The sequence below is a fragment of the Flavobacterium aestivum genome (genome assembly GCF_026870175.2).
Taxonomy (GTDB): domain Bacteria; phylum Bacteroidota; class Bacteroidia; order Flavobacteriales; family Flavobacteriaceae; genus Flavobacterium; species Flavobacterium aestivum.
Map to the genome: position 1 here is coordinate 371,400 of NZ_CP113977.2, position 19,090 is coordinate 390,489.

At 33.2% G+C, this 19,090-nt stretch carries 11 protein-coding genes; 6 read left to right on the top strand and 5 right to left on the bottom strand.

The window, feature by feature from the left end:
• Positions 1-133: 133 nt before the first annotated feature.
• A complete protein-coding gene (locus OZP08_RS01695; protein ID WP_281322841.1) occupies positions 134-373 on the top strand; it encodes a GlsB/YeaQ/YmgE family stress response membrane protein in 240 nt (79 codons plus the stop codon).
• Between the two features lie 157 nt (positions 374-530).
• Here the strand turns inward: OZP08_RS01695 and OZP08_RS01700 are convergent, their stop codons facing one another.
• The 4 genes from OZP08_RS01700 to OZP08_RS01715 all read right to left on the bottom strand — a co-directional run bounded on the left by OZP08_RS01700 (position 531) and on the right by OZP08_RS01715 (position 5,028).
• Complete coding sequence (locus tag OZP08_RS01700) at positions 531-1,139, bottom strand: hypothetical protein (protein WP_281322842.1); 609 nt, start codon at positions 1,137-1,139, stop codon at positions 531-533.
• Positions 1,099-1,734 carry a hypothetical protein gene (locus tag OZP08_RS01705; protein ID WP_281322843.1) on the bottom strand — a complete coding sequence of 212 codons (636 nt, stop codon included), beginning with the start codon at positions 1,732-1,734 and terminating at the stop codon, positions 1,099-1,101. Before OZP08_RS01705 ends, OZP08_RS01700 begins: the two co-directional genes overlap by 41 nt.
• 323 nt (positions 1,735-2,057) lie before the next feature.
• Entirely contained in the window at positions 2,058-3,347 is a 1,290-nt protein-coding gene (locus OZP08_RS01710) for a S28 family serine protease (protein ID WP_268848023.1), read from the bottom strand.
• A gap of 127 nt (positions 3,348-3,474) precedes the next feature.
• On the bottom strand, positions 3,475-5,028 hold the full coding sequence (locus OZP08_RS01715) for a S28 family serine protease (RefSeq protein ID WP_281322844.1): 1,554 nt from the start codon (positions 5,026-5,028) through the stop codon (positions 3,475-3,477).
• Between the two features lie 154 nt (positions 5,029-5,182).
• Here OZP08_RS01715 and lhpI point away from each other — a divergent pair, with 154 nt between their 5' ends.
• The 5 genes from lhpI (at position 5,183) to OZP08_RS01740 (ending at position 13,978) form a co-directional block, all read left to right on the top strand.
• Positions 5,183-6,145, top strand: a complete 963-nt coding sequence (lhpI, locus tag OZP08_RS01720) for a bifunctional Delta(1)-pyrroline-2-carboxylate/Delta(1)-piperideine-2-carboxylate reductase (RefSeq protein ID WP_268848025.1) — start codon at positions 5,183-5,185, stop codon at positions 6,143-6,145.
• Between the two features lie 7 nt (positions 6,146-6,152).
• Positions 6,153-7,220, top strand: a complete 1,068-nt coding sequence (locus OZP08_RS01725) for a proline racemase family protein (protein ID WP_281322845.1) — start codon at positions 6,153-6,155, stop codon at positions 7,218-7,220.
• Positions 7,221-7,361: 141 nt separating this feature from the next.
• Complete coding sequence (locus OZP08_RS01730; protein WP_281322846.1) at positions 7,362-9,362, top strand: MGH1-like glycoside hydrolase domain-containing protein; 2,001 nt, start codon at positions 7,362-7,364, stop codon at positions 9,360-9,362.
• A 137-nt stretch (positions 9,363-9,499) separates the two neighbouring features.
• Positions 9,500-11,605, top strand: a complete 2,106-nt coding sequence (locus tag OZP08_RS01735) for a beta-galactosidase (RefSeq protein WP_281322847.1) — start codon at positions 9,500-9,502, stop codon at positions 11,603-11,605.
• Positions 11,606-11,668: 63 nt separating this feature from the next.
• The gene (locus tag OZP08_RS01740) at positions 11,669-13,978 is read left to right on the top strand and encodes an aminotransferase class III-fold pyridoxal phosphate-dependent enzyme (protein WP_281322848.1); all 2,310 of its coding nucleotides are present in this window, start codon (positions 11,669-11,671) and stop codon (positions 13,976-13,978) included.
• A gap of 243 nt (positions 13,979-14,221) precedes the next feature.
• Here OZP08_RS01740 and OZP08_RS01745 read toward each other — a convergent pair whose 3' ends face one another.
• Complete coding sequence (locus tag OZP08_RS01745; protein WP_281322849.1) at positions 14,222-18,745, bottom strand: zinc-dependent metalloprotease; 4,524 nt, start codon at positions 18,743-18,745, stop codon at positions 14,222-14,224.
• Positions 18,746-19,090: the final 345 nt, after the last annotated feature.

A 19,090-nucleotide genomic window follows, 5' to 3' on the forward strand; every position in this document is an offset into this window, starting at 1 on the left:
TCTTAATTTACAGTAGTATTTTATCAAGCTAAAAAATTCACCCACATAAATTTATTTTTATAAAAACTTAATTTACTGATATTTAAGCTATTTTTTTATTAATTTTAATCAATTAACTTTAAAAAAATAACCTATGGATTTTTTTTATTTTCTTTTAATAGGTGCCATATCAGGATGGCTAGGCGGACAACTCTGGAAAGGTAGTGGTTTTGGTTTATTAGGCAATATAATTGTAGGTATACTGGGAGGTATTTTTGGAGGTTGGCTTGCTGGTAACTTAGGAATTGGCGGTGGCGGGTTGCTATGGCAAATTATAATTGCAGCTGTTGGCGCTTGGATTTTACTCTTCATAATTAGCTTATTAAAAAAATAATGCCTTGGAAATAAGATGAAAAAGGGATTTCATTTTATTTCCAAGACATTATTCCTCTAATACAAGATATATTTTTTGAAGAACAACATTTTATGTTATTATGAATGTGTCTCCGAATTTCAAAAAAACAAAAATCATACTATTGACACACTATCTTTTATGATATATAAAGTTTTTTTCTTTTTATAATAATCCATTTATCATTTATTTTTTCAATAATAACTATAAGCCCTACATGGCTTTTCTTCCTGTCTGATAAATGCACTACAAAATATCCTGAATTATCAGAAATTCTAAAATTTGAAATTCTTACTTCACCAGCATATTTAAATTTTGAAGAATTTATGCTATCAAACGTGATGTAATACTTTCCTATTTTTCTTGGAAATTTAGAATCAAAAGTAAAATCTAAATACTTATTATTAATGAGCTCTTTAAATTTATTGTCTAATTTTTCATCCTTTAAGAAATTTATAATTATACCTTCAATATCTTTATCTTTATCTACTCTTTTATCTAGATAAATTGATAATTGAGAGTATGAATTCATCCTAATTGGTTTAGCACGAGGGTCTGGTGCTATTGGCCTAAATGTCCCAAATTTGTAAGCAAATGTATCAACTATACCCAAAAAATTATCTACAATAATTTTTTGAGGAAAATTATCTTCTTTGTTTTTACATCCACTAAAAATATTAAAAGCAATAATTAATAATATGAAAGTTCTAATCTTTAAAATTCCAACCATTTTCCTTATATAATTCATAAGCATTATTTTTAAGTAAATAATCTCCAAAAGCGTATTTTTCAAAAGAATCACCATATTCAGCTGGAAAATCTGGCAAATTATTTTTTACTCTACTGCTATGTATAAATTCATGAAGTATCGTTACCATTACAGCAAAGGAAGTAGCTTGCAAACTATCATCTTGTTTAACCATTTCTAATCCATTAACCCAACTAGAATTTACTGTAATAAAATTTCCTGTATTTGGTGTCCAACCAAAAAGTTTCCTCTTTCTTTTTTCATAAACCCAACTTTGAAGTTCAATTCCTTTTCCGTACTCCAACTGCTCTAAAACTTCCATACTTGAATATCCAGAATAATATGAAATGTAGTATAACAGATCATTATTATTTTTTACGTAATCATGTATTTGTTTTAGAATTTTTGTTAATCTAGGATATTTTTTTTCATATCCTTCTCCTTTTGGAAACTTTATATTAGGTTTATTTCCTGATCTAGCATCTAGCATTTTACCCAATGTACCTTTTCTTTCCCATATATTATTTTTTAAAAAATCCTCTTTATCAAAAGCGTTTCTTTTTTTTGCTTTTCCTGATTCTAACCTTCTAAACATAATAAATTTGTTTTAAATTAATTCATTTAAAGAAAATACATAGCATATTGTAATAATAAATATACTACAAAATAATTTGCTGAAAAATATATCTATAAGCTTATTTTAAAATAAAGGTTACTTACAAACCAATAATCTACAAATTATGAATAAATAAGTTTAAAACTGTTCAATAAGAACTTAAACTTCACTAAAAGCAAAAAAACTCCCCAATTTCTTGAGAAGTTTTATCGGTAATAAAGCAATAGTATATTAAGCTTCTTTTTTTTATTTTGCCGGAAATGCTTTTCAGCATTTCCAAACAAAATTCTATGGTAACAATTCTATTTCAACCAACGATCTAGTGTTGCCATAATTTTTTCCTGATCTTCCTTTGGGAAATTTTTTACCCTTGTAGAATGGCTACCTCCTGGAAGAACCATTTTTAAAGCATCTAACTTAGGACTAGGAGTTGGTGCACATGAGAACCATGTATCATATCCTCCATAAATATAAAGTATCTTATTGCCCTTCGTTTCTACATATTTACGCACTTTTTTTATGTACTCAGGATTATAAGTATTATCAACCCCTTTAGGAGCAAATCTTAAATTTGATGTACTTTTTACCGTTTTCAATAAATCTTTTACCGGTTCAAAATCAAAACCATAATACCCCAGTTCTGTCATATGTTGGTAAAAAGATGGCAATAAATCAAAATATTGCTTATCATTATAATAACTAATTCCTACTACTTTATTCAAATAATCAAACAACTCTTTAGGACTAGCTCCATCAGCTGGTATGTCTTCACATTTTGCTCCCCATTGCCAAAATGAAAATGGAAACTCAAGTGTAGCATATTCTAGTGCTTCATCAATAGATACCTCTGTAAAAGTCATTTTTTCTTTTTCACCATATGCTACAATTTCTTTCAAAAGGGCTTCTCTGTTTTGCAATAAAGCTCTCTGGAAATGAGTAACTTTTGCTCTACATTCTGGAGTTCCAACAATTTTTACGTGCTCAACAGTTCTAGGATCTTCTTGTGTACTAATTAAAGGTGCAACATAAGGCATTGCTACATCTACATCATTTGGATATTTAGATTTATAAATTAAAGATGTCTCTCCTCCTTTACTAATTCCAGTAGATATCCACTTCCCTTTGTATAACTCTTTTAATTTTGTTGTGATGTTGTGATAATCTTCTATCGCTTGGTCATTCGTCAAGTATTCCCATGGCACTGGATTAGGTCTAGATTTACCATAAAATCTATACTCAACAGCTACTTGATTTGCTTTTAACAATTTACTCACTTCGCTCTTAATATTCCCTGCATTGTAACCATGCGTTTCAATTACCATTGGACTATTAAAATCATGGTGTGATAGATAAATATAATGTTTAAAAGTACCTTTTTCAGGATGTTTGTGATCCAAAGGCTCGTTTAAAATTAACTGATACGATTCTGTATAACCCTCTAGATTTTTTATTTCAGAAATTTCCGCTCCAGGAAACAGTTCAACTAATTTTTTCTTTAAATCCGTTTGAACAGCAGTTTCAGTTTGTGCGAAACTAGAATAAGTGCTGAAAACGAATAATAGTAATAGTAAGACATTTTTAATCTTCTTCATTGTGTCAAAATTTTGGTTAGTATAGTGTTCGATTGTAATTTATACAGAGAAAATTCATCTCTGTAATTTTTGAAAATAATTCAAAGCAAAAATTGCTTGAACTCATAATTTTTATTTTAAAATCAAATCATTGCTTTATTAATTTCCGGGTGAATACCGAATTTCCTGATGATTCAATTTTAAGAATGTACACTCCATTTTCCTTATCAGTCAAGTCAATTATTTTTGTGGCAGTATCTGATCCTGATATCGTTTTATGCATAATTACTTGCCCTAATACATTGTATACATTTATTTTATAATCTCCGCTTGAAGTTGGAATATCTACTTTATACACCCCTTTAGAGACATAGTTGTATACAACTATACCACTTGAATTAATTTTATTTTGCTCAACTTGTAATGACGGTTCGGCCAACCATCTATTTAATGTACTGGTAATCATATTTTGATCTTGGGTAGAAAAACTAGCAATCCTTGTGCTATGACTTCCTCCTGGCAAAACCATCATTTTATAATCTAATTTGGGGTCTGGAGTAACAAAACATGCACCCCATGGATCATTTTCTCCATATATATACATTATCTTCTCTCCTTTTGTCTCTAAATATTTCCTAACTTCTTTAATATAATCAGGATTGTAAGCTGGAGTATTTTTTGGAGCAAATCGCATGTTAGTAGGCGATTTTACTATGGTTAATAAATCTTGAACAGGAGTTAAATTAAAGCCATAATATCCCAACTCAACCATATGTTGATAAAACGAAGGTAAGTATTCGTCATATTTCCCATCTCCATAAAAATCTACACCTACTACTTGATTCAAATAATCAAATAAGGTTGCGGCAGAAGCGTTACTACTTGGGATTGAAGCACAGTTCCCATACCACTGCCAGAAAGAAAAAGGAAATTCTAATGTTGCATACTCTAATGCTTCTTCCATAGAAACCTCCGTATAGCTTACTCCATAGTTTGTTGCATATTTAGCAAATTCAGCCAGAACAGCTGTTTTATTGGTCAATACACTTCTCTGAAAAGCAACAATTTTTGATCTACAATCTGGAGTTCCATTACTATTTATACGATCAGTTGTTCTTGGATCTTCTTGTGTATTTATGATAGGTGCTACATAGGGTACAGAAATATTTACATCATTTGGATATTTTGCTTTATAAATTAAAGCCGATTCCCCTCCTTTACTTATTCCTGTAGAAATCCATTTCCCTTTATACAATTCCTTTAGCTTTACCGTAATATTATGATAATCTGCAACGGCTTGATCACTGGTTAAATACTGCCATGGAATTGGGTTAGGTCTTGAATTTCCGTAAAAACGATATTCTACCGCCACTTGATTAGCGTTAAGCAATTTACTCACTTCACTTTTTATATTTCCTGTATTATATCCGTGAGTTTCAATTACCATTGGTTTATTAAAATCTATATGAGACAAATAAACATAATGCTTAAAGGTTCCATATTCTGGATGATTATGATCTAAAGGTTCGTCTAAAATTAACCTATAAGATTCTTTATAACCTGTTAAATTACTGATTTCTGCAATGTTTGCATTGGGAAATAATTCTATCAATTTTGCTTTTAAAACCGATTGAGAAAAACTCGAATAGGAATATAAAAACAAAGTAAATAAAACTAAAAGACAGTATCTCTTTTTCATCATTTAATGCAGGTTAAATTATTTTTTAAAATTACAATCAGCTCTTTTTAAAAAACAATACTATATTACCCCTAAACTGTCGTATTTTATCGACTTTTGCGTAAAAATACGGATAGAAAAAAAAAATAGTTTATTTTTATAAAAATCTATTCCAAAAATGAAAACTATTCAACTTATTCCCGATTCGTTTATAGAAAACAATTGTAATTTCAAACAACTTATCGAAAGCCTAAAAGTGGGTTTTGCAACGCCATCCATACAAGTACCGATGCGTCATCACCACGATTATCCTAATCCTCCAGAAGACAAAGAGTCTACATTATTATTAATGCCTGCTTTTAATCCAGGCGTAGATGCTGGTGTAAAAATTGTAACAGTAAGTCCTAACAATGGTAACTACAATCTTCCAGCCATTCAAGGAACCTACATTTATTTGGATGCCCATAAGGGAAATATCAAAGCTATTTTGGACGCAAAATCATTAACCACAAAACGTACTGCTTCAACCTCAGCATTAGCCAGCAGTTTTCTCTCTAGAGAAGATTCCTCATCTTTATTAATGATAGGAACTGGTGCTTTGGCAAAAAACTTAATACATGCCCATACTAGTGTTAGGCCTATTACAAAAGTGTATGTTTGGGGAAGAACCATAGAAAAAGCACAAGCCGTTTGCGATTCTCTCGCTAACGAACCATATACCTGCACAGCTATTAGCTCTATAGAAGAAAAAATCTCCGAGGTAGATATTATCTCCTGTGCTACTTTATCGCCTACCCCATTGGTTTTTGGAAAATGGCTAAAAGAGGGACAACATCTTGACTTAGTTGGTGCCTATAAAAAAGACATGAGAGAGGCAGATGATGATGCTATTATTAAATCATCTGTGTTTTTAGATACTTACCAAGGTGGCTTAAAAGAGAGTGGTGATATTGTAATCCCTTTAAATAATGGTACTTTAAAGGCAGAGGATATCAAAGCTGATCTATTCGAATTATGCAATAGTGCCAAAAAAGGAAGAACTTCTGAAAATGAAATTACTTATTTTAAATCAGTAGGTCATGCATTAGAAGACCTGGTTGCTGCCTCTTATTTTTATAATGAATTTATTTCCAACAAATAATATAATCATGTCAAGTACTTATCAAAACATTCTATCAAAAACAAGTTATATAGTCCCAACACATTGGACACAAATTAAAACTATAGATATGCACACTGGCGGAGAGCCATTGCGTGTTATCGTTTCTGGGTTTCCTGAACTAAAAGGAAAATCGGTATTGGAATATCGCAGAGACATCAAAGAAAATTACGATTATTTACGCACCGCACTTATGTTTGAACCTCGTGGTCATGCAGATATGTATGGTTGTGTTTTGCTTCCTCCAAATGATGATACAGCCGATTTTGGTATCCTATTTATGCACAATGAAGGATACAGTACTATGTGCGGACATGCAATTATTGCGATCAGTACATTAGCGGCAAACATGAATTGGATTGATGTTAAAGAAGGTGAAAATAAACTAGAAATTGATGCTCCTTGTGGTCGAATAACTTCTTATGTCTCTATAAAATCAGGTGAAGTGACCGGTGTTCGTTTTCATTGTGTACCAAGTTTTGTAGTTGGTTTGGATCGTGAGGTAGAAGTACCGGGACTTGGTAAAATTATTTATGATTTATCATACGGAGGAGCATTCTACGCTTATGTAGATTTAAGAAAAAATAATCTTTTGAAATTTGGATTAACCGATTCTGATTATCGTACCATCATTCAAACTGGTATGGATATAAAACATGCGGTTATGGAACAGGATAAAGAAATATTGCATCCGTTTGAAAATGATTTGAGTTTTCTGTACGGTACTATATTTATAGATAGTGCTCAAGAAAAAGAAAACCATACTAGAAATGTATGCGTTTTTGCTGAAGGTGAAGTAGACCGTTCTCCAACTGGGTCTGGCGTTTCTGGTAGAATAGCGATCGAAAGATCACGAAACGCTATAGATTTCAATAGTAAATTAGCTATAGAAAGTATCACGGGAAGCGTTTTTAATTGCTCTTTATTTGCAGAAAAAGACTTTGGCCCTTTTAAAGCAGTAATTCCTCAAGTAGAAGGAACAGCTCATATAACAGGAATGAATACTTTTATCATTGATCCAAATGACCCAATGAAAAACGGATTTATTCTGAGATAAACATAAAATCGCCATTATTTAGTAATCACAAAGTATCATCGAATTCAGAAAAAATAGATGAAATAAAGATTACTGAATAATGGCGATACTCTATTTACCGGTTTTTATCGCTCAAGTCTAATATAAAAGCATTCTTTCCTTATGAAACAGATCACAACAATTTCACTTTTATTAGCGCTTTTTGCCAACACTATTATTGCTCAAAATACATTTCCAAACTTAGAAGCCAGTAAAAACAGCCTAAACTACAAAGGAAACCCAACAAGTGCAACCGACAGAAAATCTTTGGCTTTTTCAGATAAAGGAGCTTGGTTTGGATTTGGCTTTTTAGAGCCATCCGAAACCCAAAGTGGTTTTTCGGGGCCTTATTTATTAACTGAACAAAATGGTGTTTGGATAAGTCCTTCGTTTCTTTCACTACATCTTAACGATAAAAATAAACAGGAACAAGTTAACTGGAAAACAGCTTTAGTAGCCCAAAATAGCTACAACAGCCATTTAGAACAGGAATTTAAGAATGATAAATTAGATGTAAAACAACTGTTAGTATTTTCCTCTGGACATTCAGCAATCCAAAAAACGAGTATTACGAATCGATCAAAAGAGACAATAACATTATATCCTTCATTTGATTCAAAACTATTTTTAGATAATGTAAAACTTTCCAGTGAAGGTCAAATATTAAAAATTGTTTCCTCAAAAAGCAAGGCTATTGGGTATACTCAGTTTTTGAATACTAAAGCCACAATTGAAATCACGAAAAATGGATACAGTGCCCAAATTGAAAAGCTAACTCTAAAACCGAATGAAACTGCAGCAATACTGGTTTCTCAAACTTTCATTTTTCCAGAATACTCTTGGCAAAAAGAACAGCAAAATTTATCAAAAGAAAATTTCAATACCGTTCTTAACACTGTTCAAAAAGAAAAAGAAAATCAGTTAACTCAATTAATAGCTCATAAAAAAGCCGTCTATAAAGATCCTGTTTATTCAAATCTTATTGCTAAAACAGTGCTCACGCTACAAACCAATTCCAGGATTGCCGCTGAAGGATTGAAACATGAAGGTATTTTCCCTAGTTACAACTACGAATGGTTTAATGGTTTTTGGGCATGGGACAGCTGGAAACATGCTGTTGCCGCAGTAAATTACAATCCCGAATTGGCCAAAAACCAAATGCGTGCCTTATTTGATTACCAGAAACCAAATGGATTCATTCCTGATTGTGTTTATAGAGACACATTAATTGAGCCTAATAATTACAGAAACACAAAGTCTCCTCTTGCGGCTTGGGCTATCTGGAAAATTTATGAAAAAACGAAAGACTCCAATTTCTTGAAAGAGTTTTATCCAAAACTAAAATCCTATCACAACTGGTGGTATAAAGAACGAGATCATGATCAAGACGGATTATGCGAATTTGGTTCTACAGATGGTACTTTGATCGCTGGAAAATGGGAAAGCGGTATGGATAATGCCGTTCGTTTTGACAACAGTCAGATCTTAAAAAATGCAGATAAAGCTTTTTCTATAGACCAGGAAAGTGTTGACTTAAATTCTTATTTATATGCCGAAAAAGGTTATTTAAAACAAATGGCACAAGTTTTGAAACTAGATGAAGAATCTAAAAAATGGCAAAACGAAAGTGTAGCATTAAAAACAAAAATTCAAAATCAATTTTGGGATGCCTCAACAGGCTGGTTTTATGACACTTCTATTGATGGAAAATCTTTTGTAAAAGAAATGGGATGTGAAGGATACTTACCGCTTTGGGCAGAAGTAGCAACTACTGAACAAGCAAAAGTAATAAAAGATAATATGCTTAATCCTGCCACTTTTAATACTTTGATTCCATTACCAACATTGGCAGCCAATCACCCGAAGTTCAAACCTGAAGGAGGTTATTGGAGAGGTCCGATTTGGCTAGACCAAAGCTATTTTGCCATAAACGGATTAGAGAAATATGGTTATACTAACGAAGCAAATCAATTGGCACATAAACTCATTCACAATGCCGAAGGAGTTTTGGAAAAAGGAGGTGCTATTCGAGAAAATTACCAACCTATCACAGGTAAAGGTTTAGAATCCTATAACTTTGGTTGGTCAGCAGCTCATTATTTGATGCTTCTTTTGAAAAATTAAATTGCAAACTCTTATTCTAAGCTTGCTAACTAAGAAAGTTTTTTTATTCTGTTAAATAAATGTATTTTAACCTTTTAAAAATAATCAAATAGCCCGAATGTGATTTAAATTGAAACCATTTATTCAACAAACTGAACATGAACAAGCCAATTCCCTCCATTGCCAAACTTCTATTCGTACTTTTACTAACCTGTAATTTATCCCTTGTATTTGCACAAGAAAAAAAAGCACAACGCTTTTTTTCAAAACCTGATTTAATGCAAATCGGTGTGTATTATTATCCCGAACAATGGCCTAAGGAACAATGGGAGCGAGATTTAAATAACATCAAAAAATTAGGATTTGAATTTACCCATTTTGCAGAGTTTGCTTGGAGTTTTATGGAACCTGAAGAGGGAAAATATGATTTCAAATGGCTTGACGAATCATTGGCTCTTGCCGAGAAAGCGGGTCTAAAAGTAATTCTTTGTACTCCTACTCCAACTCCTCCAGCATGGATGGGTGAAAAATATCCAGAAATATACTTGGTAGATGTTACAGGGCGTAGGAGAGAACATGGCAATAGAGCAAATCAATCAGTTTCTAACGAGAAGTACCGGGAATTTGTGTCGAAAATTGTCACCGAACTGGCAAAAAGATACGGAAAAAACAAAAATATTATGGGTTGGCAGGTCGACAACGAACCAGGAGCTCCTGATGATTTTAGTCCATCAGCGCAAAAAGGATTCAGAAATTGGCTTAAAGCCAAATATGGAACTATCGAGAACCTGAATAAAGAATGGGTTGCCAATTTCTGGAGTATCCGATACAATAACTTTGAACAAATTACAATTCCAAATGCCGAGATTTATACCGAAGATAAATTAAGCCCACATGCTGTCTTAGACTTTAAACGATTTACTGCTGATTCTCAAGCAGAATATTTAAACATTCAGGCAGAAATATTAAGAAAGTACATTGATCCTAAACAATGGATTACCACCAATTATACCAATGTCGTTTATGGAGCCGATCCTAGAAGAACAGACAAGATGGATTTTGTTACTTATACCATGTATCCAGTTAGTGGTAAAAACCCTCTAGGCGGAAACAGCTTTAGAATGGGATCTCCCACTAAAATATCCGAAGCCAATGACTATTATAGATCCATAAATGGTGTAACTGGAGTTATGGAAATGCAACCCGGACAAGTAAACTGGGCATCAATTAACCCTCAGTTATTACCCGGAACAGTACATATGTGGCTAACAAATGCCTTTGGAGGCGGTTGCTCATTTGCCTGTACTTATCGATACAGACATCCGCTGGGAAGTAGTGAGATGTATCATGACGGAATTGTTGGAACCGATGGATTAACACTTTCCAGAGGAGGAAAAGAATTTGTACAATCTATTCAAGACATGAAATTACTTCGAAAAGAGTACAATCCAAAAGCGGTAATGCCAAAAGAAATTGCACAAAGAAAGACAGGTTTTTTGTGGAGTCACGAAAATCTTTGGGATTTAGAGAATCAGAAACAAACTGAAGCATGGAGCACTTGGAGACATCGTAACACCTATACAACTGCAGTAAAATCTACTGGAGCTCCAATGGATTTCATTACAGAAGAAGATGATTTCTCTGCCTATCCTTTTATTTTAGCACCAGCCTATCAGCTTATTGATCAAAAACTGGTAGACAAATGGACTAAATATGTTGAGAATGGGGGAAACCTAATCTTAACGTGCCGTACTGGACAAAAAGATAAAAATGGTCATTTTTTTGAAGCCAATTGGAGCGCTCCGATTGTTCCGTTAATAGGAGCCGATGTTGAGTTTTTTGATATGTTGGCAGCCGATGTAAACGGAACCATAAAAGCTGGTAACAATGATTATGAGTGGAATACTTGGGCTGACATCTTAAATCCGAAACAGGGAACCGAAGTTTTGGCCACTTACTCCGATCAATTTTACAAAGATAAAGCCGCAGTGACCACAAGGAGATTAGGCAAAGGAACCATTACTTACATTGGAGTAGAAAGCAAAGACGGGAAATTAGAGCGACAAATTGTTCGCTCAATCTATGAAAAAGCCAAGGTTGCTATTGAGGATTTACCAAAAGGAGTAACTATAGAGTGGAGAGATGGGTTTTATGTGGCGGTTAATTATACCAATGAGTCTATAAACTTGCCAATTCCTCAGGGAAGTCAAATTTTGGTAGGACAAAATCCTTTGCAGCCTGCTCAAGCCGTAGTTTGGAAATAAAAATCCAAATAAAATTAAAGATTAAATAAGGTCAATACTAAATCTTTTAATACAAAAGAAATAATGAAATTTACTGAAACACACATTCATCAACTAGCAAAAGAACACTACGGATTATCTGCTACAGTTAAAATGTTAAATGGATATGATGAATTAAATTTTCTTTTAACTGATACAAATAATAAAAAATTCATACTAAAGGTATCCGATGAGAATCAGCCTTATCCTTTCTTAGATGCACAGGTTAAAATCATTAAGCATTTATCAAATAGCCCTCTAGCAGAAAACTTTCAACAGTTTTGCATTAATACCCAAGGAGATGAATTGACTGCAATTTTAGAAGATGGAAAAACGTATTATCTACGTATTCTTAGTTTTCTTGATGGTACTTTCTGGTTTGAAAAAAAGGACAAATCAATTGGTTTATACCAGCAGTTAGGGAACTTTTTAGGAACTATGGATAAATCTCTTCAAGATTTTTCACATACGGCAATGCACCGTCGTTATACTTGGGATATCAGCAATACGAGCGACGCCATTGATAAATTAAAATATATAAAAGACCCTGAAAGAAGAAGAATAGCTGGATATTTCCTTTTGCAGTTTGATACCGAAGTACTCCCACAAATACACACACTACGTCACGCATATGTTCATAACGATGCCAATGATTATAATATATTAGTAGGAGGAGAAAATGTGACTGGTTTGATTGATTTTGGCGATATGGTTTATACCGCTCTGATTAATAACCTTGCCATAGCTTGTACCTATGCTATGCTTAACCATGAAGATCCTCTAACAGCTGCGTCATTAATCGTTAAGGGATATCATAATTCATATGCCCTTACTGAACAGGAGTTGGATGTATTGTATTATTTAATAGCCGCAAGACTTTGTATTAGTGTAACTCAATCCGCTTATAATGCTTCTTTAGACAGTAATAATGAACACCACTTTGTTACAGAAAAACCAGCTTGGGATTTATTACACCAACTCATTAAAATCAATCCTATCAAAGCTCAAGATGTATTTAGAAAAGAGTGTGGTTTTGAAGGAGTAATCAATAAAGACAATTATTCGGATTTACTAGGGAAACGTCAAAAAAACATCGGAAGGAACCTAAGCATTGGTTATAAAGAAAATTTAAAAATCACAAAAGGAGCACTTCAATATTTATACGATGATAAAGGAAGAACTTATGTAGACTGTGTAAACAATCCTTCGCATGTTGGTCATTGTCATCCTGTAGTAGTTCGCAAAATGCAAAAGCAAATCGCAACTCTTAACACCAATACAAGATATTTAAGCGATACCCTGATAGAATATGCCGAAAAGCTTACTGCTACTTTGCCTCCTTCATTAAGTGTTTGCTATTTTGTAAATTCCGGAAGTGAAGCCAATGATTTAGCCATACGAATGAGTCGTCATTATACAAAACAAAAAGACATCATTGTTTTAGACCATGCCTACCACGGAACCTCGACTGTGGCCATGGAAATGAGTCCGTATAAATTTGACAGTAAAGGCGGTTTTGGAAAAATGCCTTGGATTCACAAAGCTATCAATCCAGATATGTACAGAGGCCCTTATAAATATGGGGATGAAAATTCGGGCGAGAAATATGCAGCTGATGTGCAACGTATTATTGATGAATTAAAAAAAGAAGATAAAGCCCCTGCTGTTTTTATCTGCGAAACATTGTTGGGAGTTGGAGGACAAATTCCGTTACCAAAAAATTATTTAAAAACAGTTTACAGCCATGTCAAAAAAGCCGGTGGTGTTTGTATTGCCGATGAAGTACAAGTTGGCTTTGGTAGAGTTGGCGATGCTTTTTGGGGATTTGAACTTCAAGATGCAGTTCCAGACATAGTTGTATTAGGAAAACCAATTGGTAACGGGCATCCATTAGCTGCTGTAGTTGTAACCAATGAAATTGCCGATGCTTTTAATAATGGAATGGAATATTTCAACACCTTTGGAGGCAATCCGGTTTCTATGGCTACTGGCTTAGCAGTTTTAGATGTAATACAGGAAGAAGGAATGCAAGAACACGCTAAAGAAGTTGGTAATCACTTAATGAACGGATTAAGAGAGCTAATGCAAAAATACCCTATCATCAGTGATGTTAGAGGACATGGTTTATTCATTGGTGCCGAAATGGTAAAAGACAGAATTACGATGGAGCCTGCTATTCCTGAAATTGATATTGTTGTCGAAAAAATGAAAGAGTACGGCTATTTATTAAGTACTGATGGTCCATTACATAATGTGCTAAAAATAAAACCTCCAATCCCTTTCAACAAACAAAATGCAGATGAAATGGTTCAGTTTTTAGACATTATTTTGAATGAAGTAAAAATTCAGAAATAATCAGTTCACTTAATAGTCGACTCTATTTCACTAACTGAATTAACAAGTTAAGCTGAATACAAAGTTTTCAACCAATACCTAAAAGAATACCAAACCAAATGAAAATGGGATACCAATTATGGCATCCCATTTTTTATTATAAGGCTTTCTATGGTAGATCTTTTATTTTTATTCAAGATGAAAAACAAACAAAAGAGGCTGTCATTTCGGACAGCCTCTGATAAATAATTAACTATTTGAACTTTAATTTTTAATTATCTTTTTAACAACCTCATCTTTTGAATCTACGGTCACTTTCAAGAAATAAAAACCAGTTACAAAATTACTACCATCAATAGATATGGTATCATCAGCCTTATCATATGATTTAGCAAACACAGTTTGTCCTAAATTGTTATAAATCAAAATGTCTACTTTTTTTCCTAAGAATAAACCAGAACTAATATTTATTACTTCATTAAACGGATTTGGATAATTCGTATAAGTTACTTTTGTTCCAAAATCAATTGTATTCAAAGTAGGCAAAGGGAAATTAAATGCATCAACAGTACTAGGTGTTGTAATTGGAACTTCTGCTTCTGTATTATAAGCATATCGTATTACTGCAAAACTTTGACCATCTGCACTTACTGCTGCTTCAAAATAACCATAATATGTCAAGCCATTTTTAGCAAATCTAAACCCAATGAATCCAGCTTTTCCATTCCAACTGTTATAACCAGGATTACTAATTACTGCCGTTCCTGATGGATTCCAGTTATTAGTTCCACCAATCTCACGGCTTGTTCCCACATAACTTATTTTACTTGTTCCTAATTCACTTACTAATCCTTTGTTGGTTAAAAATTTCAAACCATCCGCAGCATAAAACAAAGCAAACTCATTATCATTTGCATCTACATCTGCTGTAATTTTAAATGAACCCGAAGCATTAGTGGCAGATACTATAATAGGATTTGGTAAATCTACTTTAACTACATTATATGCATTTATAAAAGTAAATCCAGTAGTAAACGATTTGCTCTCTAGAACTGCTACACCTCCAGTAATAGCAGGGTTTAAAAAGGTAATTGTTGCTGTAGATGCATTAGCCACTTCATGTGCTGTTGCTTTACCTATATATCGCACCTCAGCTGTAGTATTATTTACGATACTTATACTAGCCGTTAAACCTGCTGGTAAACCTGCTACTGTAAAATCTGTTCCTTCAACTAAATTTCCTGAGCTTTTTGTAAAAGTCCCACCACTTGTTGTCAATTGTACAGCAATAGTAGTACTAAAAATCCCATCATTAGTTAGTTTATCTTCCGTAATTGCAGCTGGTGTATTGGTCATCTTAACTGCCCCGGACTGAGGAGTTGTGATAGGAGCAGTAGGAGCCGTATTGTATGCATATTTTGTTATAGAATAACTTAGTCCGTCTGCACTTACTGTAGCTACAAAATATCCATAATGATAAAATCCGTCTTTGGCATATCTAAAACCTATATACCCTGTTTTTCCATCCCAAGCTTTATAATTTGTATCTCTTAGATTATGCAAATTAAGATAGTTACCTCCTACTACAAAATTATTGCTGCCATCAATACGTTGATTTGGCCCAATCAATGTAATGTTTAAAGAATTACCTTCACAAACAATAGATTTTGTATATGTTTCTAATTTCAAATTTCCATTCTGTACAAAAACACCATACTCAGAATTATCAGCATCAGCCGTAATGCTGAATTTAGTCCATGTTTTAGCCGCAGAAGCCGTTAAAGGGGTTGGCAAATCAACTTCAATAATTTTGTAGGCATTATAAAATACAAACTTAGTTGTAAAATAATTAGAGTCCAGTACGGCTACTCCTCCAGAAATTGCTGGATTTAAGAACGTAACTGTTGCCGTAGTTCCATTAATCTGTTCATTAGCTGTAGCCTTTCCTGTATAACTTAGCTCAGCTGTTGAACTACTTGTTATTTTAATACTAGCTGTTAAACCAGCAGGCAAACCTGCTACTGTAAAATCTGTTCCTTCTACTAAATTTCCTGAACTTTTTGTAAATGCTCCTCCATTTCTAAGTAACGAAATATCAATTTTTGTACTAAAGCTTCCGTCGTTGATTAAAACATCTTCTACAATTACATCCTGTTTATTGTACAAATGTACTAAAGGATTTACAGGAAGTGGGTCAGTAGTTACACTTTCATAAGGTTTTGTATTATAAAAATATTCCAATAAAGTGTATTCGGTTCCTTTAGCATTCACTTTTACTTTAAACCATCCATAACAAGGCTCACCATCCATAATGAATTTAAAACCAATATATCCAGTTCTTCCATCCCAAGATTTATAATTTACATCTCTTAGATTATGTAAATTAGGATATGCTTTCCCTGCGACAAAATTACTATTTCCGCCTATAGTCTGATTCTCATCAATAAAAGTAATATTTAAAGAACTGCCCTCACAAACGAGAGACTTAGTATAGGTTTCAAATTTCAAATTTCCTTTGTCTATAAAAATACCATACCAAGGATCGTCAGTATTTGCCGTAATACTGAATTTAGTCCAAGTATGTGTGGGATCTACCTTTTCATTTACAATTTCATGTTTTGTGATGTAAGGATCTCTGAATTTAATAGCAATCGTGGCACCAGTACTAGATAATACTCCAACCCCTCCAGTAATAGCGGGATCTAAAAATGTAACCGTTACCGAAGTATTATTTGCTTTTAAATGGTTTGTTGCATTACCTATAAAAGCCAACTGCACTTCGTTATTGCTAATAACATTTAATTTTGCAGTAAGACCTGCTGGAACTCCTGTAATGGTATAATCAGTATTTGGCGTTAATTCACCTGAATTCTTAACGAAAGTCCCATTATTGGTAGTTAGTTTAAAAGAGCAAACCTGAGTAATACTTCCATCATTACTAAGTGCTTCTAAAAAGGTATTAGTAGAAGCATTTAAACCAATCTTATCTGTCGTTCCAGTATAAATTGTACCTCCAGGTTGTGTGTTATATGCGTATTCTAAAATACTATATTCTGAACCATCTGCTGAAACTACAGCTTTGAACCATCCATAACATGTTTCTCCATCAATCGAATATTCAAAACCAATATAATTAGTTTTACCATCCCACACAGTGTAAGTAGGAGTTCTAATATCTAATTGACCTGGGGTTGAACCCGGTGCTGTAAAATTACTACTTGCATTAATTGCAGTGTTAAAACCAAGCGGAGTAATATTTTTTGTGCCGACATCGGTAACCAATTTTTTTCCATAAGTTTCTACTTTCAAATACTTACCATCATAAATCCACGCACCAAACTTTGGAAAATCTCCTTTTTCTATAGAAAATGGCGTCCAACCAATAGATCCTGTAGAAACAGTTGGATCATTAATATCAACAAAATAAATTCCATAAGGATTTCTAAACTTAAAACTCCAACTTAAATCATCACAAAGCATACTACTCACACCACCAGTAATTGCTGGATTCAAAAAAGTAATTCCCCCAGAAGTATTATTACTTACACTATGATTCGTTGCTGTACCACTAATAGTAAGTGTAGCTTGTGTCGTTGTATTAATTGTAATGATAGCGGTTAAACCAGCAGGTAAATTGGCAGTAAAATCTACACCTGAAGTTAATGTTCCTGTAGATTTAGTAAAGGTGGTACCATTTAGGGTAATTTTAGAAGAGCTAGAAAAAGCGCCATTATTAGTAACATCTTCTTTAAAACTTGTTACGTCTGCGGTTAAACTACTTCCTGCGCTTGTAACACCAGTATCAATTAAATTTTGTGCAGCCCATAGTGTTCTTCTTGCTGGATGTTGTAAAGCAGCTTCCATTCTTGCCACTTGTCCTTGTGTAAACATTTTGCTACATCCAGCTGCAGCATTGTATCCCATATAGTTTTCTATATTTACCTTGTCACCACTACAGTTAGTCCCTGGAGTACAACCCAACTTATTTAATCCGTCTTCAATAGGAGTATCATCTACCTCATCTGTCCCTGTACAACCACCATCAAAAGTGTGAATTAAATTCAAAAAATGTCCAAATTCATGTGTAAGTACAGATGCAAATTCCTTATCAGTGTTTGCTCCTAAATAAGCTCCATTATAAACACATCTTGCCAAACCGTTATCAGACATCCCAGAATCAGGATACCAACAAACCCCAGATTCATTCATTCTCCCATCTGCGTATAACTCATTCTGAATATATACGTTCATATACTTATAATTATCCCATGCATCAGCTTGAATTTGATCATTGTAACCAGACGGGTTACCGTATCCGTCTTTTTTCTTTTCAAAAACAACTCCAGTAGTACACTTCCCATTAGGGTCAATTTGAGCCAGTCTAAACTCAATATCTAAAGTTCCTCTTCTTGCTTGAAAAAAAGGTTCAACTGTATTGAAATCATCATTTAAACCCTTAAAATCTTCATTAAGACGTAATAAAGCATCTTTTATCTTTTCTAAAGTAACTGTTTTACCATTAAATGATGTCCCATACACATGAAAAACAACAGGTATAATATAATGGGTATTAGCTGCTACCTTTTTTGTTTTTAGTTTTTTTGCATATTCCTTACTAAAAAGATTAAAAGCATTATGCTCTTTTAGAGAATTCGGATTATTCTTTAATAGCAAGTCATTAGCTTCTTTAGTATTACAACTGTGAAAAGCATCATTTAACTCTTGTGCATGAATCCCTTGGATACTCAAAAGAAAACACAGCGCTAGTGAATGTAAAAATTTCTTCATGATTAATTCTATTTGTTTTTAGGTATTTTTCAGAAACTAAAAAATGAGATTTCATGTTTCGGTGTAACATTATTTATATATTCTCAATTTCTAAATTCAGTTCTCAAAAATAGCCTTAACCTAAATATAACATTAATATTATGTTCTTACTAAATGATACTATATTGTCAACTTACACTTTTTTCTTATTTTTTTTATTCATTTTTAACACTATTTCTTATTATAATTAAAAAAAAGGCTGGAAAAATAATTTCTTCCACAAAAATATTTCTTTATCAATCATTGTTTATGAGCACAATTATAGAACAAAAACAAAAAAGAGGCTGTCATTTCTGACAGCCTCCC

Coding starts and splice junctions, on each gene's coding strand:
- OZP08_RS01695 (WP_281322841.1), top strand. CDS start 134: ATGGATTTTTTTTATTTTCTTTTAATAGGTGCCATATCAGGATGGCTA.
- OZP08_RS01700 (WP_281322842.1), bottom strand. CDS start 1,139: ATGAATTATATAAGGAAAATGGTTGGAATTTTAAAGATTAGAACTTTC.
- OZP08_RS01705 (WP_281322843.1), bottom strand. CDS start 1,734: ATGTTTAGAAGGTTAGAATCAGGAAAAGCAAAAAAAAGAAACGCTTTT.
- OZP08_RS01710 (WP_268848023.1), bottom strand. CDS start 3,347: ATGAAGAAGATTAAAAATGTCTTACTATTACTATTATTCGTTTTCAGC.
- OZP08_RS01715 (WP_281322844.1), bottom strand. CDS start 5,028: ATGATGAAAAAGAGATACTGTCTTTTAGTTTTATTTACTTTGTTTTTA.
- lhpI (WP_268848025.1), top strand. CDS start 5,183: ATGAAAACTATTCAACTTATTCCCGATTCGTTTATAGAAAACAATTGT.
- OZP08_RS01725 (WP_281322845.1), top strand. CDS start 6,153: ATGTCAAGTACTTATCAAAACATTCTATCAAAAACAAGTTATATAGTC.
- OZP08_RS01730 (WP_281322846.1), top strand. CDS start 7,362: ATGAAACAGATCACAACAATTTCACTTTTATTAGCGCTTTTTGCCAAC.
- OZP08_RS01735 (WP_281322847.1), top strand. CDS start 9,500: ATGAACAAGCCAATTCCCTCCATTGCCAAACTTCTATTCGTACTTTTA.
- OZP08_RS01740 (WP_281322848.1), top strand. CDS start 11,669: ATGAAATTTACTGAAACACACATTCATCAACTAGCAAAAGAACACTAC.
- OZP08_RS01745 (WP_281322849.1), bottom strand. CDS start 18,745: ATGAAGAAATTTTTACATTCACTAGCGCTGTGTTTTCTTTTGAGTATC.